This is a genomic window from Oceanicella actignis (assembly GCF_008124525.1).
Lineage (GTDB): Bacteria > Pseudomonadota > Alphaproteobacteria > Rhodobacterales > Rhodobacteraceae > Oceanicella > Oceanicella actignis.
The window spans coordinates 146,422-172,435 of the sequence record NZ_VNHJ01000001.1; the positions used below are offsets into that span (position 1 = coordinate 146,422).

Below are 26,014 nucleotides of genomic sequence, written 5' to 3' on the forward strand. Positions count from 1 at the left end.
CGCAGGAGGACGCATGAGCGCCGACGCCCCTTCCCCCGCCGCGCTTGCCGACGACCCCGTCGCCCTTGCGGCCGAGCTGATCCGCCGTCCCTCGGTCACGCCCGCCGAGGCGGGGACGCTGGAGCTGCTCGAGGCGGTCCTGTCGCCGCTGGGCTTTCGCTGCGCGCGCATCGAGCGCGGCGGGGTGAGCAACCTTTACGCGCGCCTTGGCGAGGGCGGGCCGGTTTTCGGCTTCAACGGTCATGTGGACGTGGTGCCGCCGGGCGACGCGGCGGCGTGGACGCATCCGCCCTTCTCGGGCGCGCTTGCGGACGGGATGCTGTGGGGGCGCGGCGCGGCCGACATGAAAAGCGGCGTCGCCGCCTTCGTCTGCGCGGCGGCGGCGCTGGCGCGCGAGGGGGCGCCGCGCGGCTCGATCGCGCTGCTCGTCACCGGCGACGAAGAGGGCGAGGCCGAGCACGGCACCCGCGCCATCCTCGACTGGATGGCCGAGAATGGCGAGCGGCTGGACCATTGTCTGGTCGGCGAGCCCACCTGCCCCGAGCGCCTCGGCGAGATGATGAAGATCGGCCGCCGCGGGTCGATGACCGCCTGGATCACGGCGCACGGGCGCCAGGGCCACGCGGCCTATCCGCACCGCGCGCTCAACCCGCTGCCGGCGCTGGCGCGGCTGGTGGACCGGCTGGCCTCGCGGCGCCTCGACGAGGGGACCGAGCATTTCGAGCCCTCGACCCTGGCGGTGACGACCATCGACGTCGGCAACCCCGCGACCAACGTCATCCCGGCCGAGGGGCGCGCCACGGTCAACATCCGCTTCAACGACGCGCATGACTCGGCCTCGCTCGAGGCGTGGCTGCGCGACGAGGCCGAGCGCGTCGCGCGCGAGACGGGCGTGCGCTTCGATCTGCGCGTCAAGGTGTCGGGAGAAAGCTTCCTAACCCCGCCGGGGCCGTTCTGCGAGCTGATCGCGGACGCCGTCGAGGCCGAAACCGGCCTGCGCCCCGTCGCCTCGACAAGCGGCGGCACGTCGGATGCGCGCTTCGTCAAGGACATGTGCCCGGTGGTGGAGTTCGGCCTGGCCGGGGCGACCATGCACCAGACCGACGAGCGCGTGCCCGCCGAGGATGTGCGCAAGCTGGCCCGCATCTACGCGCGCATCATGCGCGACTACTTCGCCTGCGGCGGCGTCTGAGCCGGCCAGGCGGCGGGTTTTCGGGCTTCGTTCGCGGCAGGCGGGCGCGCGGCTTCGCGACGGGCCGCGCGATCGCAAGGCGCGGCTTGCCGCGCTGCGGCCCGCCGCCCCCGCGGGACGGGCGGCGCCCGGGAGCGCCCCGCGCCGATCCGGGCCGCCGCCGGCGCGCCTTCGCCCTTGGGCGTCGGCGGGCGGCGCCGCGCACCTTCGGGATGGGCGGCGGCGGAATCGCCTTCCGGTCGGCGCCCCCATCGGGGCTGCGGGCGGGCCGCGCCGGCGGGCGCTTCGGCGCGGTCGGGGCGGGAGCGATCGGCTGATCGCGTCGCCTCAGCGCGCCGGGCCCTGACCGGACGAGAAGGGCGGCTCGGGCGCGTCGCGGCGGGCGGCGGCGCGCAGCTGCGCGGCGGCCTCGCGCTCGCGCGCCGAAAGGACCGGCTCGGCGGCCCGCGCCGGGGCGTCGGATCGCGCCTCGGGGCGAGCGGCGGGGGGCTCGGGCAGGGCGCGGCGGAAGACCAGCACCGCCTGGACCGTCTCTTCGAGGCGGCGGAACCAGCCGCGCCGCTCTTCGCAGGGCAGATTCTCGGCGCGCAGGAACTCCCAGCCATCGACGGCCTCGGCGGACAGCACGTCCTGCACGGTGCGGGCGAAGAGCTGCGCGCGGTCGCGCACGCCCTTGCGGCGGCGCGCGCGCCGCGGCGCGGGGACGACCTTGTATTCATAGCGGGTCATGGCCTGCTCCGTGCTTGCCCGTGGGGGACCTTCGCATGCTTAGCGCGGCGACGCGGCGCGGTCGAGGGCGCGCTCACTCGACGCCCAGCTTGCGCCGCACCAGCGCGTTGACCGCCTGCGGGTTGGCCTTGCCCTGGGTGGCCTTCATCACCTGCCCCACGAACCAGCCCGCCAGCGAGGGCTTGGCCTTGGCCTGCTCGACCTTGTCGGGGTTGGCGGCCAGCACCTCGTCCACCGCCTTCTCGATCGCGCCCTCGTCGGTGACCTGCTTCATGCCGCGCTCTTCGACGATGCGGGCCGGATCGCCGCCCTCGGTCCAGAGGATCTCGAACAGGTCCTTGGCGATCTTGCCCGAGATGTCGCCGCTGGCGATCAGGTCGATCACCCCGCCCAGCTGCTCGGCGCTGACGGGGCTGTCGGAAATGGCGCGGCCCTCCTTGTTCAGGCGGCCGAACAGCTCGTTGATGACCCAGTTGGCGGCGGCCTTGCCGTCGCGCCCGCGGGCGACGGCCTCGAAGAAGTCGGCCGACTCGCGCTCGGCGGTCAGCACCGAGGCGTCGTATTCGGTCACGCCATACTGCGCGACGAAGCGCGCCTTCTTCTCGTCGGGCAGCTCGGGCAGCGAGGCGGCGATGGCGTCGACCCAGGCCTGCTCCAGCGTCAGGGGCAGAAGGTCCGGGTCGGGGAAATAGCGGTAGTCATGCGCCTCTTCCTTCGAGCGCATCGAGCGCGTGCGCCCCTTGTTGGGGTCGTAGAGGCGCGTTTCCTGCTCGACCGTCCCGCCGTCCTCGAGAATGGCGATCTGCCGGCGCGCCTCGTAGTCGATGGCCTGCTGGATGAAGCGCATCGAGTTCATGTTCTTGATCTCGCAGCGCGTGCCCAGCACCGAAGGGTCGCCCGTCTCGCGGAAGCGTTCGTAATCGCCGGGCCGGCAGACCGACACGTTGACGTCCGCGCGCAGCGAGCCTTCCTGCATGTTGCCGTCGCACGCGCCCAGATAGCGCAGGATCTGGCGCAGCTTGCGCACGTATTCGGCCGCTTCCTCGGGGCTGCGGATGTCGGGGCGCGAGACGATCTCCATCAGCGCGACGCCGGTGCGGTTCAGGTCGACATAGGTCAGCTCGGGGTCGAGATCGTGGATCGACTTGCCCGCGTCCTGCTCGAGGTGGATGCGCTCGATGCGCACGCGCCGCGCCACGCCCGGCTCGAGATCGACCAGCACCTCGCCCTCGCCGACGATGGGGTGCTTGTACTGGCTGATCTGGTAGCCCTGCGGCAGGTCGGGATAGAAGTAGTTCTTGCGGTCGAAGACCGAGAACAGGTTGATCTTCGCCTTCAGGCCCAGCCCGGCGCGCACCGCCTGCTCGATGCAGAATTCGTTGATGACCGGCAGCATGCCCGGCATGGCCGCGTCCACCAGGCTGACATTGGTGTTGGGCTCGGCGCCGAAGGCGGTCGAGGCGCCCGAGAACAGCTTGGACTTCGAGCTGACCTGGGCGTGGACTTCCATGCCGATGACCATCTCCCACTCGCCGACGGCGCCGGCGATCCTCTTGGCGGGGGGCTCGCGATAGGTCAGCTGGGTCATTGGCGTGATCTCCTTGCCGGGGCGGTGCTGCAGCGCGCCTCACATACCGCGCGCCGGCGCCGATTTCCAGACGCGCGCGCGATGTTCCGCGCCGGCGCCGCGGGGCGGGGCGGCGCGGCGCCGGGGCCCGTTGCGCGGCGCGCGCGCGGCGGCCATCATGCGGGCCGCGTCGTCGGCCTGGCAGCGGGGAGAGCGGGCATGCGTTCAATGGTCATCCTGGGCATCGCGGCCTGCCTTCTGGCGCTGGCGCCGGTCGGGTCCGGCGCGCGCGCGCAAGAGGCCGCGCAGGGCGCGGCGGCGGCGCCGGCCGAGGACGCGCTGGCGCGCATCGCGCGCACCGGCCGCATCCGCCTTGGCTATCGCGCGGACGCGCCGCCCTTTTCCTACGTCGACGACCGGGGCGCGCCCGCCGGGCTTGCGGTGGCGCTGTGCGCGCGCGTGGCGCAGACCCTGTCCGGCCCCGAAGGCGCCGCGCCCGAGCCCGTCTGGCTGCCGGTCACCGCCCAGTCGCGCTTCGCGGCGCTGACCGAGGGGCGCATCGACCTGCTGTGCGGTCCGGCCACGCAGACCCTGTCGCGCCGGCGGACGCTGGATTTCTCGATTCCCTACTTCATCGACGGCGCCGCGGTGGCCTTTCGCCGCGGCGGCGCCGAGCGGCTGGCGCAGCTGAGCGACGAGCCCGTGGGCGTTCTGGCCGGCACCACCACCGAGGCCGTGGCCGCCCGGCGCCTGCGCGAGGCGGGCGCGCGCTCGGCGCTGCGGCGCTTCGCGACGCATGAGGAGGGGCTGCGCGCCCTGGCCCGCGGCGAGATCGAGGCCTATTTCGCCGACCGCGCGATTCTCCACTACCAGCTGGGGCGTCTGCGGCCCGCGACGCCGTTGGTCATCTCGGACGAGGCGCTGTCCTTCGAGCCCTACGCGCTGACCATGAAGCGGGGCGAGACGCGGCTGCGCCTTGCGGTGGACGCGGCGCTCAGCCGCATCTACCGCACGGGCGCGATCTACGACCTGATCGCCGAGACCATGGGCCGCGTCCGCCTCGGGCCGCTGGCCGAGGCGCTTTACGAGGTCGTCGCGCTGCCCGAGTGACGCCCTCAGTCGAAGCGCGCCTGCTTGCGCGCGCGCTCGGCGTCGAGCCGCTTCTGATAGCGCGACTGCATCATGTCCACCGCCACCAGCACCGCGACCGAGAAGTAGAAGGTCGTCTTGCTCAGCGGCTCGACCTTGTAGCCGGCCAGCGTCAGATGCGCCTGGTGCCCGCCCTCTCCCAGCAGCACGACCCCGACGATGAGCAGGATGAACAGGCCCAGCACCTCGTATTGGCGGTTGCGGCGGATGAAGTCGGCCACGCGGTCGGCCAGGAGCAGCATCCCCAGGCCCGAGATCAGGATCGCCGCCGACAGAATCGCGTAGACCTCGGTGATGGCGATGGCCGAGACGATCGAGTCGAAGCTGAAGACCAGGTTCATCAGCACGATCATCGCCACGACCGCCGCGGCGGGCTTGGGCGTGCGCTCGCGGTCGGGCGCGTGCTCGAGATGCTCCATGGACAGCAGGTGCGAGATCTCGCGCACCGCCGTATACATGATGAACGCGCCGCCGCCCAGGAAGACCAGCGTGGCGAAGTCGAAGCTGCCCTCGATGACGCCCGGGATCGAGACGGCGAAGAACGGCTCGGTCAGGCTGTCGAGCAGGCGCAGCATCACAAGGAGCATGACCAGGCGCAGCGCGACCGCGATGACGATGCCCCAGCGCCGGACCGCGGCGCGCTGATCGACGGGCGCGCGCGCCGATTCGATCGAGATGTAGAGCAGGTTGTCGAAGCCCAGCACGGCTTGCAGGAAGATCAGCACGCCAAGATTGGCGAGGTTCTCGAGCGTCAGCAGGTCTGACATGGGCGCGGCTCCGCTTCTTGTCCTGCCCGCCGGGGCGCGGGCCGCGGGCACGATGCCCTTCCCGCGCCCGCGGGGCAAGCGCGCGTCCGGGACGGCGGCGCTTGGCGGCCTGACACGGGGCGCCCCGCCCGCGCGCCGGGCGACGGGAAGCGGCGCCCGCGCTTGTCCGGGGAGGCCAGCCGCAGCGGTCGGGGCGCGTGCGGTCGGAGGCGGCGCGGGGGCAAGCCGCTTTTGTCCGCGCCGCGGCTGGTGTAGGATGGGCGCGCAGATCGGATGATCGTCGATGCTCCGCCTCTTGATGCGGCGGGTCCTCGGGAACGTTCGAGGACTGCGCCTATGCCGGCGGCCGCGCGCCCCGGTTCGACGTGAATGGAATGGAGATCGACGATGGCCAAGGGCACCGTCAAGTGGTTCAACTCGGAAAAGGGCTATGGGTTCATTCAGCCCGATGACGGCGGCAAGGATGTGTTCGTGCACATCACCGCCGTGCAGGCCGCCGGCCTGGATGGTCTGAACGAAGGCCAGTCCCTCGACTTCGAGATGGTCCCGGGCCGCGACGGCCGCATGAGCGCGGGCAATCTGGTCGCTCACTGACGCGGCCCGCGCAAGGCCGCCCGCATTCGGGGCGCGCGATCCGGCTGGGTCGCGCGCCCCTTTCGATTCGCGCCGCGCGGCGCGGGCTCAGTCGAGGCCGACGGTCTCGCGCACGATCGAGTCGAGCAGCGCCTCGATCTCCTGCATCGGGCCGTCGGGCATGCGGCGGTAGCCGACATGCACCCGTCCCGCCTCGCCATGCAGCTGGTAGGTGAAGATGCCGTAGGGGCAGAAGGCGAGGTTGCGCGCATCGGCCTCCATCACCTTGCGCGAAAGCGTGGCCGAGCAGAATTGCGTGACCTCGGCATGGTCGTAGACCTGCCGCTGCGCGCCGACGTCGCCCGCCGTGCGGTTGAGCATCGCGCCCACATGGCTGACGGCGTCGATCACGAAGCCGCGCCCCTCGATGGTCAGGCGCAGATCCTCGAGCACGTCTTCATAGGGCGCCTCGATCACATGTTCGACGATCAGCGCATCCCACTCGGCGGCCTGCGCGACCCCCGGCAGGGCGAGCGCCGCGGCGGCGGCAAGGCGGGCGATGGCGTTCATGGCGGACCTCCGTTCGCAGGGGCGGTCCGCCATGCTAGCACGTTCCCCTCAGGCGGGCATGAGCCTTTGCACGTAGCGCGGCAGGGCGAAGGCGGCCTTGTGCACCTCGGGGGTGTAGTAGCGGGTTTCGAGGCCGGCGCGCTCGAAGCGGGCGGTCAGCTCGTCAAGGCCGACATTGCGCGCGTCGCCATCCGTGCCCCAGCCCATGGCCATGGGCCCGCCGGCATAGGTCGGGATCGTGGCCAGGTAGCAGGTCCAGTCGCGGAACAGGGCCTTGAAGGCGCGCATGGTGTTGGTCAGCTCGGACCCCTGCATGAAGGGCACGCCGTTCTGCGTGACCAGGATGCCGCCCTCGTTCAGCAGCGCCTTGGCGCGGCCGTAGAAGGTGTCGGTGAACAGCACCTCGCCCGGGCCGATCGGATCGGTCGAGTCGACGATGATGACGTCGAAGCCCCCGCCCAGCGATTCCCGGTCGCGGCGCACGAACTCGGCGCCGTCGGCGATGACCAGGTTCAGCCGCGGATCGTCGAAGGCGCCGGCCGAGAGCGAGGGCAGGTAGGTCTTCGAGAACTCGACCACGCCGGCGTCGATCTCGACCATGGTCACGTGCTCGACCGAGGCGTGGCGCAGCGTCTCGCGCGCCATGCCGCCGTCGCCGCCGCCGATGATCAGCACCCGCCGCGCCACGCCGTGGGCCAGGATGGGAACGTGGCTCATCATCTCGTGATAGATGAACTCGTCGCCCTCGGTGGTCTGCACGACGCCGTCCAGCGTCAGGATGCGGCCGAAGGTGGGGTTGCGGAAGACGCGCAGCCGCTGGTGTTCGGTCTCGCTGTCATAGAGCAGCGTGGCGATGCGCAGCGCCTGCGCGTAGTCCTCGTGCAGCGTCTCCACCGCCCAGCCGGGCATGGTCCTGTCGTCGCTCATGGCATGGAACCTCCGTCGCTTCTCTTGGCGCGGTTCTAGCCGCGGCGCGGGCGCGAGGCGAGGGGAAATGCGCCGTGGGATGCGCCGTCTCGGGGGCGCCGGGGCCCGCCGCGTCAGTTCGCGCGCGAAATGGCGATGATCATCGCCAGGGCGGCCGCCGTCAGGCCCAGATAGGCGATGATGAGCGCCGCGTAGCCCCAGATCGCCGTGGCCAGGACGATGAGCAGCACGACGTTGGCCAGCGCCCAGAGCGGCGCGTCCTCGGCGCCGTGCATGGCGTCCTTCAGCATCCAGCCCAGCAGCGGCATGGCCATCAGTAGACGCAGGATCGGGCCGGGGCGGTCGTGATCGGCGTTGGCGGCAAGGGTCATGTCGGCCTCCTTTTGGCGATGCGCGGCATTGGCGCATGTTTTCGCGAAGAAACGGTTGCCGCGCATATGTCGCCGGCGGCGCGTCAAGTCCACGCCCGGCGGCTGCGCCCCAAGGCCGCGCGGCGCGCCGCCGCGCGTCAAGCCGCCGCGGCCGGGGCCGGCAAGCGAAGGCGCCGCGCGGTTCCCCGCGCGGCGCCCCATTCGCGTCGCGGCGGCCGGTTCAGTCGACCAGACCTTCGCCGCGCAGCATCTCCTTCACGCGGACCTCGCCGGCGTTGAACGCCTTGCGCAGCACCTCGACCGAGCGCCAGGGCTCGGCGTCGCCGCACATGAAGACGTCGAAGGCGCCGTAGCCGACCTCGGGCCAGGTGTGGACCGAGATGTGGCTCTCGGCCAGCACCGCGACGCCGCTCACGCCCTGGGGGGTGAACTTGTGCGTGTGGATGTGCAGCAGCGTGGCGCCGCATTCCTCGACGCAGTCGCGGAACGCCTTCTGGATGCGCGCCTCGTCGTCCAGCCCCTCGGCGTCGATCACCTCGATGATGAGGTGCGTGCCGGCGAAGACCTTGCCGTTGCGGCGGATGAAATGGTCCTCGCGGTCCGCGTCGAACACGGAGCGCTCACGGTCGTTGTCGGTGCAAACGGCCTTGCCGCCGCGGATCGCAGCTTCCTCGTGGGTGGCGCCTGTCTCCAGGTCCATCCCCAGTCGGAAGAGGTCGCCGTCCATCATGACGATCTCCCCTACCAGCAGATGAAGTCCCAGCGGTCCCTTAGCGCCCCCCCGGATGATCCGAAGTTGGGATCGGTGACCCTGTGGCGGGGGACATAGCGATTCGTGGCGACTCGATCAATCCTTATCCGGGCGCCGGGCCGGATTTTTCGCGCGGGCGCCGGGCCGAATTTTCCGCGCGGGCGTTCGGGCGGGCGGGGCGCGCTCAGTCGGCGGGCATGGCCCTGGGCTCGCGCCGGGCGCGGCGCAGGCGCGCCTCGCGCTGGGCGATGTAGAGCGTCGCGCCCACGATCACGGCGCCGCCGGCGACGGTGGCCGCGTCGGGGATCTCGGAGAACATCAGATAGCCCGCGCCCCCGATCAGGACGAGGCGCAGATACGCCACCACCCCGACCACGCTGGCCTCGCCATGCCGGTAGGCCTGGATGTCGGCGACGCCGCGCGCCGCGCCCGCCGCCACCAGCGTCGCCAGCGCCGCCCAGGCCGCGCCGCCTTCGGGCAGGCGCCAGACCGGCAGCGCCGCCGGCAAGGCCACCAGCGCCGTCGCCGCCACGGACGAGACATAGGTCGAGACCGGCCCGTCCGCCTGCGCAAGCCCCCGCGCGGTCGACAGCGCCGAGGCGAACAGCAGCGACGAGCCCAGCGCCACCAGCATGGCCGGCTCGGGCGCGGCGAAGCCCGGCCGCAGGATGATGAGCGCGCCGGCGAAGCCCGTCAGCACCGCCGCCCAGCGGCGCGGGCCCACGCGCTCGCCGTTCACGGGGCCGGCCAGCAGCGTCGCGAAGATCGGCGCGGTGAAGAACAGCACCGTCGAGGTCGCCAGCGGCAGATGCGCGATGGCGTAGAAGCCCATCTGGGTCGAGACGGCGATCATCAGCCCGCGCGCCGCGTGCATCCAGGGGCGCGAGAAGCGCAGCCGGGCGCGAAAGGCCGGCAGCGCCAGAAGCGGCGCGATCAGCGCCAGCGTCACGCCCGCGCGCAGGAACACGATCATGCGGCTGTCGATGTCCTCTGACAGCGCGCGCACCGCGACGGTCATGGCGCTGGCCGCGGCGACCGAGAACAGCATCCACGCCACGCCGCGCAGATTGTCGGCGCCTTGCGCGGCTTCCCCGGCTGCGGGGCGCGGCGGCGCGTCGGGCTTGGCGGCGGGGCGAGGCATGGCGCGTCCTGTCTACGAGCCCTGGCCGGCCGCGGCGGCCCGCGGCGCCTGCGCAAGGCGGCCGCTCAGCCATGCCGCCCCGCGCCGCGCCGGTCAAGTGGCGGCCATCGTCGCGGGGCGCGCCTGCCGCCGGAGATGGGGCGCGAAGGCGCGTCGTGCGCGCGGATGCGCGGGGCGGATGGCCGGGCCGGGCGCGGCGGGCGTGCGCTCGGGCGAACCGGCGCCTGCGGGGCGCAAGCCCGGCGCTTCGGCGGTCGGGGGGCTGCCGGCGACGCCGGGCGCGGGGCGCGGCTCTTGTCGGGCGGGCGGGGCGGGCGCGTGCCGCGGCGACGGCCGGCAAGGCGGGCGGGAGCGCGCTCGGGAAGGCGCGGGGGGTTGCATCGCGAGGGGCGCGGGGCGATCTGTAGGGCGCATGGGGCGGGGCGCCCCCCGCGCGCAGGAGGCGTTCATGATCCGCGACATCGCTTTTCGCCTGGTCCTGGCCGGCGCCGCGGCGCTGGCGGCCGCGCCCGGCGGCGCGCGGGCCAATCCCTGGCTCGAACGCTGCTTCGACCCCGAGGCCGCCCCCGCCGCGCTGGCCGAGAACTGCCGGCGCGCGGTCGAGGCGGGCGGGCTTTCGGCGCGGCGTCAGGCGATGGCCTGGACCAACATGGGCGTCGGGCTGGCCGAGCTGGGCCGCCATGGCGACGCCATCGCCGCCTTCGACGCGGCCGAGCGCGCCGATCCGGGCTATGCGGGGCTTTACGTCAACCGGGCCATCTCCAACGAAGCGCGCGGGCGCGTGCGCGACGCGCTGGCCGATTTCGCCCGTGCGCTCGAGCTGGCGCCGGGCGACCGCACGGCGCTGATGGGGCGCGGCGCGATGCTGCTGCGGCGCGGCGTGGCCGATCGCGCGCTCGAGGACTTCCGCGCCGTGCTGGCCCGCGATCCGGCGGATGCGGATGCGCGCTTCAATGCGGGCCTTGCGCTGGCGGCTCTGGGCAAGGCGGACGAGGCCGAGGCCGCCTTCTCGCGCGTCATCGCCGATGCACCGGGCGACGCGGATGCGTGGCTCGAGCGCGGGCGCGTGCGCGCCCTGCGCGATCCGCGGGCGGCGCTGGCCGATTTCGGCCGCGCCATCGCCCTGGCCCCGGAACGCCCCGCAGGGTGGCTGGCGCGCGCCGCGCTGCGCGAGCGGCTGGGCGACGACGAAGGCGCCCTTGCCGACTGGCGCCGCGCCTTCGAGCTGGGCGCGCAGGACCCCGCCTTGCTCGAGCGCATCCGGCGCCTTGGCGGCTGAGCGGGCGCGCGCCGCTCAGCCCGCCAGCGGGCGCGGCGCGGCGGCGCCTTCGGCCTCGACCTCGGCCGCGCGCACGAAGATCTCGATCGGGTCGGCGAAGTCGCGCAGCCGGTGCAGCCCGGCGCTGCGCCAATGGCCGGGCTCGACGGCGGCGATCTCGCGCGTCACCAGAACCGAGCGCCCCAGCGTCTTGCTCAGCTCGTCCATGCGCGAGACCTGGTTCACCACCGGCCCGATGGCCGAGAAGGTCAGCCGAGTGGGCACGCCGATGTTGCCGAACATGATCTCGCCCTCGGCCATGGCGACCGAGAAGCGCACATCCTCGGTTAGCCCCATGGCGGCGCGCTGGGGGCGACGCTCTTCGCGCATCTGCAGCGCGCGCTCCATGGCGCGCGTGGCCGCGCGCGCCGCGTCGGGGCCGCCGGTCTCGCCGCGCAGGGGAAAGATCGCCAGGACGGCGTCGCCGATGAAGTCGAGGATCTCGCCGCCCTCGTCGATGACCATCTGCGCCGTGCAGTCGTAGTAGCATTTGAGCAGGTCCAGATACACGTCCGGCGCCAGCGTGTTGGACAGCCGCGTCGAATCGCGCAGGTCCGAATACCAGACCACGGCGCGGATGCGCTCGCCCGCGCCGCGCCGCACCAGCCCCTCCATCACCTGCCGCGCGGCGGTGGCGCCCAGATAGGCGGTGGCCAGGTTGACCATGACCCGCTTCTGGATCGAGGCGTGGCAGGCGACGGCGAAGATGCGCTGGATGCGGCTGAGCGCGTCGATGTCCGCGTCGCTGAACCCGCCCTCGCGGCGCGTCGCCCAGCTGGCCATGATGCCGCTTTCGCCGCCGCGATAGTTCTCGACCTCGGCGATCTGGAAGGCGGTCGAGGTCATGAGGTAGTCGGTGAAGCCCTGCTCGCGCAGCTCGTTCAGAACCGGAAAGTCCAGCATCGTCTCGGGGCCCATCAGCCGCCGGCGCAGGCGGTCCAGCCCGTGGATCAGCACGTGGTGGAAGGGGCTGGCCTCGAAGGCGGCCGAGGGTTGCGTCTCGTGCAGGTATTGCAGCAGCTCGGCGCCCTCGCCAAGGCGCCAGTAGATCTGCTCGGCCTGGAACAGCGGATGCAGCGTGGGCCAGGACAGCGCCGCGCGCTCGAGCGGGACGCCGATCGCGTGCAGGCGCACGCACAGCGCGCCGAACAGGTCGAGAATGTCGGGATCGTGAAGCGCCTCGTCGATGAGCCAGCTCTCGATCTCGGCGATCAGGGGGCCATGGGTCATGCGCGCAGGATAGTTGCGCGCGGCGGCCGGGCCAAGCGCCATGATTGACGCGCGCCGCCGCGCGGGCGATTTTCGCGCATGGCGCGCGCGCGTCGGGCGCGGAGGAGCGAATGGGACCGGATTTCATCTGCATCGGCGGGCAACGCTGCGGCACGACCTGGCTTTACCACGCCCTGCGCTGCGCGCCGGGCATATGGACCCCGCCGGTCAAGGAGCTGCACCATTTCGACGTCGGCGCCCAGGGCGTCGAGGTCTGGCCCTATCGCTACCGCCGCCATCTGCGCAGCCGCGCGGCCCATTACGCGGGCCGCCTTGCCGGGCGGCGCGACGCGATCGTCGATCCGCTGTGGGATGCGCGCTATTTCCTCGGCCGCCGCTCGGACGACTGGTATGCGGGGCTGTTCGCCCGCGCGCGCGCCCGCGGCCAGGTGGCGGGCGAGATCACGCCCGCCTATTCCATCCTGCCCGAGGCGACGGTGGCGCGGGTGGCGGCGCGCTTTCCCGACGCGAAGATCCTGCTGATCCTGCGCGACCCGCTGGCGCGCGCCTGGTCGAACGCCATGCGCGAGCCGGGCCTCGACCCGCGCGACGAACAGGCCGTCATCGCTCATCTGCGCAGCCCCGGCTGCGTGGCGCGTTCGGACTGGCCGGCCATCGTGGCGCGCTGGCGGCGGCATTTCCCGCGCTCGCGCATGCTTCTGGCGGCCTTCGAGCAGATCCGCGAGGACCGGCGCGCCTTTCTGGCCCGCATCGGCGCCTTTCTGGGCGCGTCGATTCCCGATCCGGGGGTCGAGCGCGACCGGCGCAAGACCGGGGCCAGCACCTGGCGGCGCGGGCCCCCGCCGGCGCATGTGGTCGAGGCGGTGCGCGACATCTACGACCCGATCGCCGAGGCCAGCGCCGAGCTGATGCGCGAGGCGCGGGCCGAGGTGCGAATCAAACCTTGACGAAAGGTTTCCGCGCGGGTCAGGCGCTTGATCGAAAAGAACCATGAGCGCCCGCGCCGCCGCCGGCTTGCGCGCCCGGCGCGGCGCGGCCCCGGACGGCGGCGGGCGCGCCCGCGCGGGGGCGCAAGGCCTTGAACCCGCCCGGAATTTCCCCCTGCGGTTGCGGGCGGGCGGCGCCGGGCGCCGGGGTTGGTTAAAGATCGTGGTTGATTTTCATCGTCTTGCGCCCTGAACTGAGGGGGCCGCGGCATGATGTGCGCCGCGGCGAGTGGCTTTGGCGTTCGGCGCATGTTGCGCCGTCAGCAACCAGGAACGCGTGGCGTGATGACGATGAACAGGACCCTTGCGGCGCCTCTGCGCCGCGCGGTCGGGGCGGCGGTTGTGGCCGCCTGCGCCGCCATGGCGGCCCCCGCCGGGGCAAGCAACATCCTTCCCGAAGAGATCGACGCTCACAGCCATGAGGACGGCATCTTCCGCGTCGTCGAGGCCGCCGGCGCGCAGCCCGCCGTCCTGCCCGCCTACGAGGCCGCCGGCATCGTCACGCGCGAGAGCGAGGTCGACGCCATCTTCGGCCAGCAGAGCGTGACCGACCTTCTGGGCGAGCCCATCGACATCCGCTTCGGCGACGTGGTGCAGATCGAGGCGCCGGACCTGCTGCGGGTGACGACCAAGACGGAGCTGGACCAGCTTTTCGGCCTGACCGATCCGCTCTACAGCCGCGACGGCAGCGCGAACCCGGTGGTCAGCCTGTATTTCGTCGACGCGATCGACTATTGCGGCGGCTACGCGGTCAACATCGTCGGCTGCGGGCAGACGCCGGGCAACCAGCTGGCGGTGGAGAAGGGCTACATGAGCTCGGGCTACGGCGCCGAGCTGCTGGCGCACGAGCTGGGCCATGCGCTGGGCCTCTACCACCCCGACGATTCGCCCTATTCGGTCGCCAGCGGAAACCTGATGGACCCGACGCTGAACGGCGACACCTCGCTCGACACGCTGCAGGTGGCGCAGTTCATGGGCATGGGATTCTTCGAGCGCTTCGGCCCCAGCCCGCTGATCCAGCGGGACGCGGCCGGGTGGTTCGTGGCGATCACGCCTTACCTGATCGTCGATCAGCCGCTCGTGATCGACCCGCTTTCGGGGGGCGACGGCACGGCGGCCACCTCGTCGGTGCCGCTGCCGGGGTCGGGGGCGATGATGGCCGCGGCGCTGCTGATCGCGGCCGGCGCCGCGCTGCGGCGCAGGAACGCCGCGGCGCGCCCGGCCTGAGCGGGCGCCGCGGGCTCTGGAAGGGCGCCCGAGGGGCGCGCGCCGCGTCCTGACATCCGCGCCGAGGCGACGGGGCCTGCGCGGCGGGGGCGGGTCGGCGACTTCGACAAGGGGCCGCCGGGCCCTTGGGCCGGGCGCCGCCAGCGCTTTCCCGTCGATCGTCCGGCCACCATCCATCGCTCCGTCGCTCCGTCGCGCCGCCGCGCGCCGACGGGAACCCGCGCGCGGCCTGCCGGGGCGGCGCCCCGCGTCAGTCGGCGTCAGTCGGCGCCGGCGAAGCGGGCCTCGAGCTCGGCGCGCTGCTCGTCCGTGATCTTCGCGAACAGGGTCGGCGGCGTCTCGAAGGCGTGGCCCTCGGGCAGGGCGCGCAGCGCGGCCTCGACGTCGCGCGGCCAGTCGCGCTCGGTCTCGGGCGCAAGGCGCAGCGCGGCGAAGATGCGGTCCGAGGTCTGCGGGATGAAGGGCCGCGAGACGATGGCGTAAAGGCGCGTCAGGTTCAGCGCGAAGCGGATCGCGGCGGCGGCCGCCTCGGGATCGGTCTTGAACCTGGCCCAGGGCTCGGCGCGCTGCAGATACTCGTTGCCCGCCACCCACATGGCGCGCAGCTCGGCGGCGGCCTTGCGGATCTCGAGCGCGTCCCAATGGGCCTCGTAGGCGGCCAGGCGCCGGCGCAGCTCTTCGACCAGGGCGCGCTCGGCCTCGCCCCAGGCGCCGCCGGCGGGAACCTGCTCGCCGAAGCGCGAGCGGCAGAACTTGGTCACGCGGCTGACGAAATTGCCCAGCACGTCGGCCAGATCCTTGTTCACGCCGTTCTGGAACGCCTCCCAGGTGAAGTCGCTGTCCGAGCTTTCGGGCGCGTTGGCCAGCAGCCACCAGCGCCAGCAGTCGGCGGGCAGGATCTCGAGCGCCTGGTCCATGAACACGCCCCGCCCCTGCGAGGTCGAGAACTTGCCGCCCTGATAGGTCAGCCAGTTGAAGCCCTTGATGTAGTCGACCAGCTTCCACGGCTCGGCGCCGTCGAAATTCGCCCCCATCAGCGTGACCGGGAAGCTGAGGGTGTGGAAGGGGATGTTGTCCTTGGCCATGAACTGGACGTAGCGCACGTCATGCGCGCCCTTGTCCTCGCGCCACCAGCGCAGCCAGGCGGAATCGTCCTGGCCGGTAGCGTCGGCCCATTCGGCGGTGGCGGCGATGTATTCGATGGGGGCGTCGAACCAGACGTAGAAGACCTTGCCCTCCATGCCCGGCCAGGGCTCGGTTCCCTTGCGCACGGGGATGCCCCAGTCAAGGTCGCGGGTGATGCCGCGATCCTGCAGGCCCTCGCCGTCGTCGAGCCATTTGCGCGCGATCGAGGTGGCCAGGACCGGCCAGTCGGTCTTCGAGTCGATCCAGGCGCGCAGGCGCTCGCGCATGGCAGACTGGCGCAGGTAAAGGTGCTTGGTCTCGCGCACCTCGAGGTCGGTCGAGCCCGAGATCGCCGAGCGCGGGTTGACGAGGTCGGTCGGGTCGAGCTGCTTGGTGCAGTTCTCGCACTGGTCGCCGCGGGCCTTGTCGTAGCCGCAGTTGGGGCAGGTTCCCTCGATGTAGCGGTCGGGCAGGAAGCGGCCGTCGGCGCGCGAGTAGACCTGGCGCTCCATCCTTTCCTCGATGAGCCCGGCTTCGGCCAGCCGGCCGGCCATGTGCTGGGTCAGCGCATGGTTGCGCGCCGAGGACGAGCGCCCGAAGTGGTCGAAGCTGAGCGCGAAGCCGTCGGCCAGGGCCTTCTGCACCTCGTGCATGCGCGCGCAGTATTCGGCCACGGGCAGGCCGGCCTTGGCGGCGGCCAGCTCGGCGGGGGTGCCGTGTTCGTCCGTGGCGCAGATCAGCAGCACCTCGTGGCCGCGCTGGCGCATGACGCGCGCATAGGCGTCCGAGGGCAGCTGCGAGCCGACCAGGTTGCCCAGGTGCTTGACGCCGTTGATGTAGGGCAGGGCGGAGGTGATCAGAATTCGGGCCATGTCGCGCCTGTTCCGGTTGCCGATGGGTCGAGTCGGCCTCTCATAGCGGATCGGCGGGCCGAGGGCGAGCGCCGCTCAGCCATCCTTGCGGCGCCGCATCAGCCGGCCGACCACGAAGCTGGTGCGCGGCAGGTAGCGGTAGGGCGTGCGCGCGCGCGCCTTGCGCCCCACGGCCATGCGCGCCAGTCCGAACAGCGCCAGCAGCCCGTGCAGCCCGGCGATGAACGAGAACAGCGCGCCCGGGCCGAAGCGATCGAGCAGCAGCGAGGCCGAAAGCGGGCTGGCGATCGCGCCGAGTCCGTAGATGAACATCAGCGAGGCGTTCAGCTCGGCCACGAAGTCGGGTTCGGCGAAGTCGTTGGCATGGGCCGAAGAGACCGAGTAGATCGGAAAGGCGAACAGCCCGAAGGCGAAGGCGCCCGCGAAGGCCGCGGCGGCCGAGCTGCCGCCGTCGGCGGCGACGCCAAGGCATGTCGCCGCCGAGGCCGCCGACAGCCCGGTCAGAACGTGCCGCCGGTCCATCTTGTCCGCGACCCAGCCGATCGGGATCTGCGCGGCGGCGCCGCCCAGGATCGCCGCCGCCAGGAACGTGGCGATCCCCTCGGCATCCAGGCCGACCTCGTGGCCATAGACCGGGCCGACCATTCGAAAGGCGGGCATGGACGAGCCCGCAACCAGCACGCCCGCCGCCGCCAGCGGCGACAGCCGCGCCGCCCGCACCGGGCGAAGGCGCGGCGCAAGCGGCATGGCCGGGGCGGCCGCCCTGCTCAGCGTCAGCGGCAGAAGGCACAGGCAGCACAGGATGGCGACGATGTTGTAGGACACGTAGGAGGCCGGCGGCAGCACGGCGATCATCGCCTGCGCGACCAGCGACGCGCTCAGATCCACCACGCGGTAGATCCCGACGACCCGCCCGCGCGTGCTGTTGTCGACCTTGGCCTGCAGCCAGCTTTCGACCACCGTGTAGGCGCCGGCGACGGCAAGGCCGGTCAGCGCCCGCAGCGCCGCCCATGCCGTCGGATCGGGCCAGAGCGGATGGGCCAGCGCGCCGATGGCGCCCGAGGCGGCGAAGGCCGCGAAGGCGCGCGAGTGTCCGATCGCGCCCATCATGCGCGGCGCCGCCCAGCAGCCGACGAAGAAGCCCACGAAATGGGCCGATCCCAGCATGCCGATCTGGGCCGTCGAAAAGCCCAGCGCCGCCCCCGACAGCGCGTCGAGCGGCCCCAGCGCCCCCGAGCCCAGCTGCACGAGGACCACCGACATCAAGAGCGCGGCGAAGGAGATGACAAGGCGCATGGCGCGATTCCCGCTCTGCGCCGCGGGCGGCGCGCGTGACCGGCTTGGCGCAAGATGCGCGCCCCGGTCAAGCGTGTTTCGAGGCGCGGGGCCCCGCCCGGCCGGGTCGGCGCGATCGCCCATCCGACGGCAGGGCGCCGCGGCGGTTTGACAGGGCTTTCGCGCGCCCATAACATGACGTATGATTCATGTGTCATATTTTGACATCGGGAGGAGACGATGAAGAAACTTATGGCCGCCATCTCGGCGCTTGCGTCGATGGCCGGCGGGGCGCATGCCGACATCACGATCGCGCATGTCTACGGAAAGACCGGCCCGTTCGAGGCCTACGCCAAGCAGTCCCATGACGGGCTCATGCTCGGGCTCGAATACGCGACCGGCGGCACGATGCAGATCGACGGCGAGAAGATCGTCGTGATCGAGAAGGACACCCAGCTCAAGCCCGAGCTGGGCAAGGCGCTGCTGGCCGAGGCCTATGGCGACGACGGGGCGGACATCGCCGTGGGGCCGGTCAGCTCGGGCGTGGCGCTGGCGATGCTGCCGGTCGCCGAGGAATACGAGAAGATCCTGCTGGTCGAGCCCGCGGTCGCCGACTCGATCACCGGCGAGAACTGGAACCGCTACATCTTCCGCACCGCGCGCAATTCGAGCCAGGACGCCGTGGCCAACGCCATCGCCATCGGCGGGCCGAACGTGCGCGTGGCCACGCTGGCCCAGGACTACGCCTTCGGACGCGACGGCGTCGCCGCGTTCAAGGAGGCCCTCGCGACCACCGGCGCGCAGGTCGTGCACGAGGAATACGTGCCCACCGACGCCACCGACTTCACCGCCGCGGCCGAGCGCATCTTCAACGCGATGAAGGATGTCGAGGGCGAGAAGAAGCTATTCATCATCTGGGCCGGGGGCGGCAACCCCATGGGCAAGATCAACGCCATGGATCCCGGCCGCTACGGCATCGAGATCGCGACCGGCGGCAACATCCTTGCCGCGCTCAAGGCCTACAAGGACATGCCGGGCATGGAGGGGGCCACCTACTACTACTACGAAATCCCCAGGAACCCGGTGAACGACTGGCTGGTGAAGACGCATTTCGAGCGTTTCGGCACGCCGCCCGACTTCTTCACCGCCGGCGGCATGGCGGCGGGCATCGCCATCGTCGAGGCGATCCGCAAGGCCGGCTCGACCGAGACCGAGGCGCTCATCGCCGCGATGGAGGGGATGGAGTTCCAGACCCCCAAGGGCCGGATGGTCTTCCGTCCCGAGGATCATCAGGCGCTGCAGTCGATGTATCACTTCCGCACCGAGATCCAGGAGGGCAAGGACTACGGCGTTCCCGTCCTGGTGCGCGAGCTGGGCATCGAGGATCTGCCGATCCCGATCCGCAACGGCCGCTGAGCCGCGCTTCCGGGGCCGCGCGCGGCCCCGGCTCTTCCCAACGGAGCTTCGCAGATGGACGAGCGCATGACCGATGCGGTTCTGGCGACCGAGGAGCTGACGGTGCGGTTCGGCGGGCATGTGGCCGTGGACCGCGTCACCTGCCGTTTTCGCGCCGGCGAGCTGACGGCGATCGTCGGGCCGAACGGGGCCGGAAAGACCACCTATTTCAACCTGATCTCGGGGCAGATCCCGGCCACCGGTGGGCGGGTGCTGCTCGGGGGGCGCGACGTGACGCGGCTGTCGGTCGCCGCGCGCACGCGCCTGGGCGTCGGGCGGGCGTTCCAGCTGACGAACCTGTTTCCCGACCTGAGCGTGCTCGAGAACGTGCGCCTCGTGATCCAGTCCAGGCGCGGCAGGGACTTCGACATGTGGTCCATGGCCGCCGCGCATGCCGACCTGGCCGAGGCCGCCGAGGCGGTGCTCGAGCGCGTGCGCATGACGGACCTGGCGGGGCGCAAGGTCGCCGCGCTGAGCCATGGCGACCAGCGCAAGCTCGAGGTGGCGATGCTGATCGCGCTCGATCCGAAGGTCTACATGTTCGACGAGCCCACCGCGGGAATGAGCGTCGACGAGGCGCCGGTGGTGCTCGAGCTGATCGCCGCGCTCAAGGCGCAGACCGACCGGACCATCCTGCTCGTCGAGCACAAGATGGACGTGATCGCCCGCCTGGCCGACCGGATCATCGTGCTGCACAACGGCGCGCTGGCGGCCGACGGGCCGCCGCGCGAGGTGATCGCCTCGGACGTGGTGCAGGAGGCCTACATGGGAAAGGCGCTCGAAGATGTCTGACCCGATCCTGACGCTCGAGGAGGTGCACACCGACATCGGGCGGTATCGCATCCTGCAGGGGGTGAACCTTGTCGCGCCGCGCGGGGCGGTGACCATGCTTCTGGGGCGCAACGGCGTGGGCAAGACCACCACCTTGCGCACCATCATGGGGCTGTGGCGCGCGCGCTCGGGGCGCATCGTCTTCGACGGCGCCGACATCGCCGCCAGCCCGACGCCGGCGATCGCCCGGGCCGGCATCGGCTATGTGCCCGAGGACATGGGCATATTCTCGGACCTGACGGTCGAGGAGAACATGATCCTCGCGGCGCGCTCGGGGCCGTTGGCCGAGGCGCGGCGCGAGCGCATCTTCGCTGCCTTTCCGCCGCTGCGCACCTTCTGGCGCAAGCCCGCGGGCACGCTGTCGGGCGGGCAGAAGCAGATGCTGGCCATCGCCCGCGCCATGGCCGAAGAGCGGCGGCTCTACCTGATCGACGAGCCCACCAAGGGCCTGGCGCCCGCCATCGTCGCCGCCATGGCCTCGGCGCTGCGCGCGCTCAAGGCCGAGGGCGCCTCGATCCTGATGGTCGAGCAGAACTTCTCGGTTGCCCGGCATCTGGGCGACCACGCGGCGGTGATGGATGACGGCCGCATCGTGTGGACCGGCGCCATGGCCGAGCTGGCGGGCGATCGCGCGCTGCAGGAGCGGCTGATGGGGCTGAGCCTTGACGCGCATGGCGGGCGCTGAAGAGCGCGACGATGGCGATGACGCGGCGCGAGGGCGCGGCGCGACGGCTGGCCGCGCCTGCGGGGCGCGACGGCGGGTCGGACGACGGAGGCGACGAATGACGGACAACGCCGGAAACAATGCTGGAAACGACGCCGGAACCGGCGCAGGGGGCCGCGCATGACGGCCGCGCCCGGACACAACCCCACCTTCGCCGCGCGCGGCCCGGCCGAGCGGCTGGCCGAAGCGGCGCCCTTCCTGCTTGTTCCGCTGCTTGCGGCGGCGGGGTGGCTTGCGATCCCGCAGGGCTCGTCATGGCTGACGCTGACGGTCTCGGGGCTGGCCATGGGGATGATGATCTTCATCATGGCCTCGGGGCTGACGCTGATCTTCGGCCTGATGGACGTGATCAACTTCGGCCACGGCGCCTTCGTCTCGGTGGGCGCCTTCGTCGGGGTCGGCGCGCTGGCGGCGCTCGACGGGCTGACGGGCGCGCCCTCGCCGGCGCTCAACGCGCTGGCGCTGGCGCTGGCGGCGGCGGCGGCGATGCTGGCCACCGGCGCGCTGGGCTGGGCCTTCGAGCGGGCGATCGTGCGCCCGGTCTATGGCGCGCATCTCAAGCAGATCCTGGTCACCATGGGCGGGCTGATCGTGATCGAGCAGCTGATCCTCGTCATCTGGGGGCCGTCCGAGATCTTCTTCAGCCGGCCCGAGGCCTTCAAGGGCGCGCTGACCTTCGCCGGCGCGGCGATCGAGAAATACCGCCTGGTGGCGGTCGGCGTGGGGCTGGCGCTGTTCCTGGCCATGCGCACGGCGCTGCGCGCCACCCGCATCGGGCTGATCGTGCGCGCGGGCGTCGAGAACCGCGAGATGGTCGAGGCGCTGGGCTACCGGCTGCGGGTGGTCTTCGTGGGCGTGTTCGTGGCCGGTTCGGCGCTGGCGGGCCTGGGCGGGGTGATGTGGGGCCTCTACGAAGAGGTCATCACCGCCCATATGGGCGGCGCGCTGATGGTGCTGGTGTTCATCGTGGTCATCATCGGCGGGCTGGGCAGCGTCGAGGGCTGCTTCCTGGGGGCGCTGCTCGTCGGGCTGATGCAGAACTACGTGGCCTTCCTCGAACCCAAGCTGGCGCTGATTTCGAACATCGGCCTGATGGTCGCCATCCTGATGTGGCGGCCGCAGGGCATGATCCCCGTGGTAAAGGCGAAATGATCCCATGCTGAAGCGCATTCTCTCGGGCGACATGCCGCAAAGCCGCGCCCTGGGCCTGATCCTTCTGGCGATCCTGATCGGCCTTGCCTTCGCGCCCTTCCTGTTCCCGGGCACGCGGTCGCTGGACACGGCGGCGCGGATCTGCGTCTTCGTCGCGCTGGCGGCCAGCTACGACCTGCTTCTGGGCTATGCGGGCATCGTCAGCTTCGCGCACACCATGTTCTTCGGCCTTGGCGCCTATGGCGTGGCGCTGGCGAGCGACGGCATGGGGCGCAGCTTCGGCGCGCTTGCGGCGGGCAGCCTCGCCGGCGCGCTGGCCGCGGCGGCGCTGGCGCTGCTGGTGGGCCTGTTCAGCCTGCGGGTGCGGGCGATCTTCTTCGCCATGATCACCCTTGCGGTGGCCAGCGCCGTGGCGGTGCTGTTCAGCCAGCTTTCCGGCATCACCGGCGGCGAAGACGGCCTCAACTACCGCATCCCGCGTGCGCTGACGGCGGCGGCCAGATACGCCGAGGAACCGTTCCTGGGCATGCGGCTCACCGGCAAGGTGCTGAACTACTACCTTGTCTTCTTCGGCGCGCTGATCCTGTTCCTGGCGCTCTTGCGGGTGGTCAACTCGCCCTTCGGGCGGGTGCTGCAGGCGATCCGCGAGAACGAGTTCCGCGCCGAGGCGATCGGCTGCCGCGTGGTCTGGCATCGCACCGCGGCGACGGTGATCTCGGCGGTGAGCGCGGCGCTGGCCGGCTCGCTCTACGCCATCTGGCTGCGCTATGTCGGCCCCGACACCGTGCTGAGCTTCGAGATCATGGTGGACATCCTGCTGATGGTGGTGATCGGCGGCATGGGCACGATGTATGGCGCGGCGGTCGGGGCGGCGCTGTTCGTCCTTGCCCAGAACTACCTGCAAGCGCTGATGGGCGCGGCGGCCGAGGCGGCCGCGGGCGTGCCGGGGCTGCCGCTGATCCTCGATCCCGACCGCTGGCTCCTGTGGCTGGGAGCGTTGTTCATCCTGTCGGTCTACTTCTTCCCCACGGGGGTGGTCGGAAGGCTGCGCGGTCGATGACGATCGAGGCCGGAAGCGGGCGGCCCGTGATCTTCCTGCATGGCTGGACGATGCGCGGCGCGGTCTTCGCCGGGCAGATCGCGCGGCTTGCGGGGCGGGCGCGCTGCCTGGCGCCGGACCTGCCGGGGCATGGCGCGGCGCCCGGCCCGGCGCGGCTGGACGCGATGGCGCGCGCGGTGGCGGCGCTGATCGCCGAGCGGGGGCTGGAGCGGCCGGTTCTGGTGGGCTGGTCGATGGGCGCGGCCGTGGCCTGGCGATATGCGCGCCTGTTCGGCTGCGCGGGGCTTGCCGGCATCGTCAGCGTGGACATGAGCCCGAGGCTGATCAACCAGGACGGCTGGACGCTGGGCATGATCGGCCAGACGACGCGCTCGGCGGCCGCCTTCGCCCGGCGCCTGGCGTCGGATTGGGAGGGCGCCGCCGGGGCCATCGCGGCGGGGATGTTCGCGCGCCCGCCGGGCCCGCGCGGCTTCGACGTCGACGCCGCGCGCGCGCAGATCGCCGCCTGCGATCCGGCGCGCATGCTCGAGGCCTGGCGCGACCTTGCGGCGATGGACGAGCGCGCGACGATCGGCGCGCTGGCGCTTCCCTTCGCCGTCTTCCACGGCGCCCGGAGCCGGGTCTACCCGGCCGAGACCGCGCGCTGGCTGGTCCGCGCCGCGCCGCAGGCCGAGCGGGTCGCCTTCGCGCGCTCGGGCCACTCGCCCCATCTCGAAGAGCCCGACGCCTTCGCCGCCGCGCTCGGGGCGTTTCTGGACCGGCTGGACTAGGCGCCGGCCGGGCGCGCGAAGGCGCCGGCCACGTCCCGCGCCAGGACAAGCGCGCGGCCCTCGCAGATGAGCCGGCCGGCGCCGTCGCGGCAGGTCGTCGCCAGATCGACCAGATGCTTGTCGGGCCGCAGCCGCACGATCTCGACCCGCGCGGTCAGCGGCTCGTCGAGCGGGGAGGGGGCGAGAAAGCGCAGCTCCTGCTTGAGATAGTTCGTCCCCGGCCCCGGCAGCCGCACCCCGAGAAGGTAGGAGAACAACGACGCCACGAGCGGCTCGGGAACATGTCCGGGCGGCGCGCCCGGAGCGCCCGAAAGCGCGGCGAAGCCCGCCAGCTCGTCGCGCCCGAAGCGCCGCTCGATCTCGGCGGCCTGGCCTAGGGTCAGCATGCCGCCTCCGCCTCTCCGACGAACAGCGCGGCGCCGTCGGCCGCGCGCTCGGCCCTCAGCGACCAGCGGGTTTCGTCGATGCGCTCGACCGTGAGCCTGACCGGCTCGCCGGCATAGGCGGGGTTGGGAAACATCATGCTCTGCGACGCCTGGCGAAAGCCCGGGCGCGCCTCGGCCAGCATCGCCCAGAGCCTGGCGTAGATCAGCATGCCGTGGCTGACCGTTCGGCCGAAGCGGGTGCGGGCGGAAAACTCGGGGTCCACATGGATCGGGTTGTCGTCGCCCGAGACGCGCGCAAAGGCGTCGAACTCGGCCTGGGTGGGGGTCCATTCGCGGATGATGCGCGCGCTCATCGGATCATCTTCCTCAGCTCGGGCTTGCGCACCTTGCCGGCGGCCGTGCGCGGGAAATCGTCCAGGATGCGGTAGGCCCTGGGCGTCTTGTAGGCGGCGAGCCGCTCGCGGCACCAGGCGTCCAGCGCCTGCGGCTCGACGGCGCCGCCGGGCCGCAGGATGAGGAAGGCCATGCCCACCTCGCCCCATTTCGGGTCGGGAACGCCGATCACCGCCGCTTCCAGAATGGCCGGATGGGCGTTGAGCACGCGCTCGACCTCGGCGGGATAGACATTCTCGCCGCCCGAGATGTACATGTCCTTGATGCGGTCGACGATGTAGTAATAGCCGTCCTCGTCGCGCCGGCCGACGTCGCCGCTCCTGAGCCAGCCATCCTCGGCGAAGGCCTCGGCCGTGGCGGCGTCGTTGCCGAAATAGCCGGGGGTGACGTTGGGTCCGCGGATCTGGATCTCGCCCTCGCCCGGCGCGCCGTCGGGCACGCCCGCAAGGCGGACCTCGGTCAGCATCTGCGGCCGGCCCACCGAGCCGACCTTGCGCGCGGCGTTGGCGGCGTCCATGAGAAAGACGGTCGGTCCGGTCTCGGTCATGCCCATGCCGTTGCAGACCGTCCCGCCGCGTTCGGCGAAGAAGCGGATCAGCGGCTCGGGCAGGGGCGCGCCGCCGCAGCCCATCCCGAGGGCCGACCAGTCGATCTCGTCCGCCTCGGGGCGCAGGCTGAAGGCCTGATAGATCGCCGGAACCCCGAAGAAGCGGTTGATGCGCCCTTGCCGGATCAGGTCGAAGAGCATGTCCGGCTCGAACCGGCGCAGCACATGCGACAGCCCGCCCTCGAGGAAGGTCGGCAGGGCGTAGAGGTTGATGCCGGCGGTGTGGAACAGCGGCAGGAAGTTCGCCGTGGCCGTGTCCGCGCCCAGATCGGCCGCCTGGCCGATGTTCACGGCGTTGGCCCAGGCCATGCGCGCGGTCTGGATCACCGCCTTGGGCAGGCCGGTGGTGCCGGAGGTGAGGAGCAGATACCAGGGCCGGTCGGCGTCGATCATGCCCGCGCCGAAGGGGGCGGGCGCGGCGGCCAGCTCGGCGAAGGCGGTCTCGCCGGGGGCGGGGGCGTCCATGGCGATCGCGGCCATCGCGCGGCTTCGGGCCAGGGCGCGCGCGGGCGCGGCGTTCTCGTCGTCGAAGATGATGGCCGACGCGCCCACGCTGTCGAGCACGGGGCCAAGCTCGGCCACCGGCTGGCGCCAGTTGAGCGGCGCAAGGATGATCCCCGACTTCTGCGCCGCGAAAAGGGCGACGAAGAACTCGACCCGATTGTGGCACAGCGCCGCCAGCCTGTCTCCGGGCCCAAGGCCCAGCGCGCGCAGCCCGGCGGCAAGGCCGGCGGCGGCGCGGTTGATCTGCGCAAAGCTCCAGTCCCGGCCCGAGGCGACGTCGGCGAAGGCGACGCGCTCGGGCGAGATCTCGGCCCGCTTGGCGGCCATGTCGGGTATGCGGTCGAACATCGCGCCCCTCCCTC

Annotated in this window: 26 protein-coding genes; 12 read left to right on the forward strand and 14 right to left on the reverse strand. The window is 72.0% G+C overall.

Annotated features, from left to right (window positions below):
• Positions 1 to 13: 13 nt before the first annotated feature.
• Complete coding sequence (dapE, locus tag LY05_RS00645) at positions 14 to 1,192, forward strand: succinyl-diaminopimelate desuccinylase (protein ID WP_148921735.1); 1,179 nt, start codon at positions 14 to 16, stop codon at positions 1,190 to 1,192.
• Positions 1,193 to 1,519: 327 nt separating this feature from the next.
• On the opposite strand, the gene LY05_RS00650 is transcribed toward dapE, so the two are convergent.
• Both LY05_RS00650 and gatB read right to left on the reverse strand, forming a co-directional pair.
• Entirely contained in the window at positions 1,520 to 1,921 is a 402-nt protein-coding gene (locus LY05_RS00650; RefSeq protein WP_148921736.1) for a DUF4177 domain-containing protein, read from the reverse strand.
• Positions 1,922 to 1,994: 73 nt separating this feature from the next.
• Positions 1,995 to 3,509, reverse strand: coding sequence for an Asp-tRNA(Asn)/Glu-tRNA(Gln) amidotransferase subunit GatB (gene gatB / locus LY05_RS00655; protein ID WP_072746418.1), 1,515 nt, complete (start codon positions 3,507 to 3,509; stop codon positions 1,995 to 1,997).
• Positions 3,510 to 3,707: 198 nt separating this feature from the next.
• Between gatB and LY05_RS00660 the strand changes: the two genes are divergently transcribed.
• Positions 3,708 to 4,598 (forward strand): amino acid ABC transporter substrate-binding protein, encoded by an 891-nt coding sequence (locus LY05_RS00660; RefSeq protein ID WP_148921737.1) that lies wholly within the window; start codon positions 3,708 to 3,710, stop codon positions 4,596 to 4,598.
• A gap of 5 nt (positions 4,599 to 4,603) precedes the next feature.
• On the opposite strand, the gene LY05_RS00665 is transcribed toward LY05_RS00660, so the two are convergent.
• On the reverse strand, positions 4,604 to 5,404 hold the full coding sequence (locus LY05_RS00665) for a TerC family protein (protein WP_072746416.1): 801 nt from the start codon (positions 5,402 to 5,404) through the stop codon (positions 4,604 to 4,606).
• Positions 5,405 to 5,791: 387 nt separating this feature from the next.
• Between LY05_RS00665 and LY05_RS00670 the strand changes: the two genes are divergently transcribed.
• A complete protein-coding gene (locus tag LY05_RS00670) occupies positions 5,792 to 5,998 on the forward strand; it encodes a cold-shock protein (protein ID WP_072746415.1) in 207 nt (68 codons plus the stop codon).
• 87 nt (positions 5,999 to 6,085) lie between these two features.
• Here the strand turns inward: LY05_RS00670 and LY05_RS00675 are convergent, their stop codons facing one another.
• From LY05_RS00675 to LY05_RS00695, 5 genes are all read right to left on the reverse strand, one after another.
• The gene (locus tag LY05_RS00675) at positions 6,086 to 6,547 is read right to left on the reverse strand and encodes a DUF302 domain-containing protein (protein ID WP_083581154.1); all 462 of its coding nucleotides are present in this window, start codon (positions 6,545 to 6,547) and stop codon (positions 6,086 to 6,088) included.
• 48 nt (positions 6,548 to 6,595) lie between these two features.
• Positions 6,596 to 7,474, reverse strand: coding sequence for a polyamine aminopropyltransferase (gene speE / locus LY05_RS00680; protein ID WP_148921738.1), 879 nt, complete (start codon positions 7,472 to 7,474; stop codon positions 6,596 to 6,598).
• 113 nt (positions 7,475 to 7,587) lie between these two features.
• Positions 7,588 to 7,845, reverse strand: a complete 258-nt coding sequence (locus LY05_RS00685) for a hypothetical protein (RefSeq protein ID WP_148921739.1) — start codon at positions 7,843 to 7,845, stop codon at positions 7,588 to 7,590.
• Between the two features lie 220 nt (positions 7,846 to 8,065).
• A complete protein-coding gene (gene speD / locus LY05_RS00690) occupies positions 8,066 to 8,575 on the reverse strand; it encodes an adenosylmethionine decarboxylase (RefSeq protein WP_072746412.1) in 510 nt (169 codons plus the stop codon).
• Positions 8,576 to 8,780: 205 nt separating this feature from the next.
• Positions 8,781 to 9,737, reverse strand: a complete 957-nt coding sequence (locus LY05_RS00695; protein ID WP_072746411.1) for a DMT family transporter — start codon at positions 9,735 to 9,737, stop codon at positions 8,781 to 8,783.
• 448 nt (positions 9,738 to 10,185) lie between these two features.
• Between LY05_RS00695 and LY05_RS00700 the strand changes: the two genes are divergently transcribed.
• Positions 10,186 to 11,016, forward strand: a complete 831-nt coding sequence (locus LY05_RS00700; protein ID WP_170258711.1) for a tetratricopeptide repeat protein — start codon at positions 10,186 to 10,188, stop codon at positions 11,014 to 11,016.
• 15 nt (positions 11,017 to 11,031) lie between these two features.
• On the opposite strand, the gene LY05_RS00705 is transcribed toward LY05_RS00700, so the two are convergent.
• Positions 11,032 to 12,285 (reverse strand): adenylate/guanylate cyclase domain-containing protein, encoded by a 1,254-nt coding sequence (locus LY05_RS00705; RefSeq protein ID WP_072746592.1) that lies wholly within the window; start codon positions 12,283 to 12,285, stop codon positions 11,032 to 11,034.
• A 110-nt stretch (positions 12,286 to 12,395) separates the two neighbouring features.
• On the opposite strand from LY05_RS00705, the gene LY05_RS00710 reads away from it, so the two are divergent.
• Both LY05_RS00710 and LY05_RS00715 read left to right on the forward strand, forming a co-directional pair.
• Positions 12,396 to 13,232 (forward strand): sulfotransferase, encoded by an 837-nt coding sequence (locus LY05_RS00710; protein ID WP_148921742.1) that lies wholly within the window; start codon positions 12,396 to 12,398, stop codon positions 13,230 to 13,232.
• Positions 13,233 to 13,556: 324 nt separating this feature from the next.
• A complete protein-coding gene (locus LY05_RS00715; protein ID WP_148921743.1) occupies positions 13,557 to 14,498 on the forward strand; it encodes a hypothetical protein in 942 nt (313 codons plus the stop codon).
• A gap of 260 nt (positions 14,499 to 14,758) precedes the next feature.
• On the opposite strand, the gene metG is transcribed toward LY05_RS00715, so the two are convergent.
• Both metG and LY05_RS00725 read right to left on the reverse strand, forming a co-directional pair.
• Positions 14,759 to 16,495, reverse strand: a complete 1,737-nt coding sequence (gene metG, locus LY05_RS00720) for a methionine--tRNA ligase (RefSeq protein ID WP_148921744.1) — start codon at positions 16,493 to 16,495, stop codon at positions 14,759 to 14,761.
• 75 nt (positions 16,496 to 16,570) lie between these two features.
• Positions 16,571 to 17,791: an MFS transporter gene (locus LY05_RS00725; RefSeq protein ID WP_148921745.1), complete on the reverse strand. Its 1,221-nt coding sequence runs from the start codon at positions 17,789 to 17,791 to the stop codon at positions 16,571 to 16,573.
• A 219-nt stretch (positions 17,792 to 18,010) separates the two neighbouring features.
• Between LY05_RS00725 and LY05_RS00730 the strand changes: the two genes are divergently transcribed.
• The 6 genes from LY05_RS00730 to LY05_RS00755 all read left to right on the forward strand — a co-directional run bounded on the left by LY05_RS00730 (position 18,011) and on the right by LY05_RS00755 (position 23,762).
• Entirely contained in the window at positions 18,011 to 19,186 is a 1,176-nt protein-coding gene (locus LY05_RS00730; protein ID WP_148921746.1) for a substrate-binding domain-containing protein, read from the forward strand.
• Positions 19,187 to 19,252: 66 nt separating this feature from the next.
• Positions 19,253 to 20,017, forward strand: coding sequence for an ABC transporter ATP-binding protein (locus LY05_RS00735; protein ID WP_072746591.1), 765 nt, complete (start codon positions 19,253 to 19,255; stop codon positions 20,015 to 20,017).
• A complete protein-coding gene (locus LY05_RS00740) occupies positions 20,010 to 20,741 on the forward strand; it encodes an ABC transporter ATP-binding protein (RefSeq protein ID WP_148921747.1) in 732 nt (243 codons plus the stop codon). The genes LY05_RS00735 and LY05_RS00740 overlap by 8 nt, the downstream gene beginning before the upstream one ends.
• A 159-nt stretch (positions 20,742 to 20,900) precedes the next feature.
• Entirely contained in the window at positions 20,901 to 21,932 is a 1,032-nt protein-coding gene (locus LY05_RS00745) for a branched-chain amino acid ABC transporter permease (RefSeq protein WP_148921748.1), read from the forward strand.
• Between the two features lie 4 nt (positions 21,933 to 21,936).
• The gene (locus tag LY05_RS00750; protein ID WP_148921749.1) at positions 21,937 to 22,992 is read left to right on the forward strand and encodes a branched-chain amino acid ABC transporter permease; all 1,056 of its coding nucleotides are present in this window, start codon (positions 21,937 to 21,939) and stop codon (positions 22,990 to 22,992) included.
• The gene (locus LY05_RS00755; protein ID WP_148921750.1) at positions 22,989 to 23,762 is read left to right on the forward strand and encodes an alpha/beta fold hydrolase; all 774 of its coding nucleotides are present in this window, start codon (positions 22,989 to 22,991) and stop codon (positions 23,760 to 23,762) included. Before LY05_RS00750 ends, LY05_RS00755 begins: the two co-directional genes overlap by 4 nt.
• Here the strand turns inward: LY05_RS00755 and LY05_RS00760 are convergent.
• Genes LY05_RS00760 through LY05_RS00770 form a run of 3 tightly spaced genes read right to left on the reverse strand, consistent with a single transcriptional unit; the run spans position 23,759 to position 26,000 of the window.
• The gene (locus LY05_RS00760) at positions 23,759 to 24,148 is read right to left on the reverse strand and encodes a hotdog family protein (RefSeq protein WP_148921751.1); all 390 of its coding nucleotides are present in this window, start codon (positions 24,146 to 24,148) and stop codon (positions 23,759 to 23,761) included. The genes LY05_RS00755 and LY05_RS00760 overlap by 4 nt on opposite strands.
• Positions 24,142 to 24,501, reverse strand: a complete 360-nt coding sequence (locus LY05_RS00765; protein WP_148921752.1) for a MaoC family dehydratase — start codon at positions 24,499 to 24,501, stop codon at positions 24,142 to 24,144. The genes LY05_RS00760 and LY05_RS00765 overlap by 7 nt, the downstream gene beginning before the upstream one ends.
• The gene (locus tag LY05_RS00770) at positions 24,498 to 26,000 is read right to left on the reverse strand and encodes an AMP-binding protein (RefSeq protein WP_148921753.1); all 1,503 of its coding nucleotides are present in this window, start codon (positions 25,998 to 26,000) and stop codon (positions 24,498 to 24,500) included. The genes LY05_RS00765 and LY05_RS00770 overlap by 4 nt, the downstream gene beginning before the upstream one ends.
• Between the last annotated feature and the right edge of the window lie 14 nt (positions 26,001 to 26,014).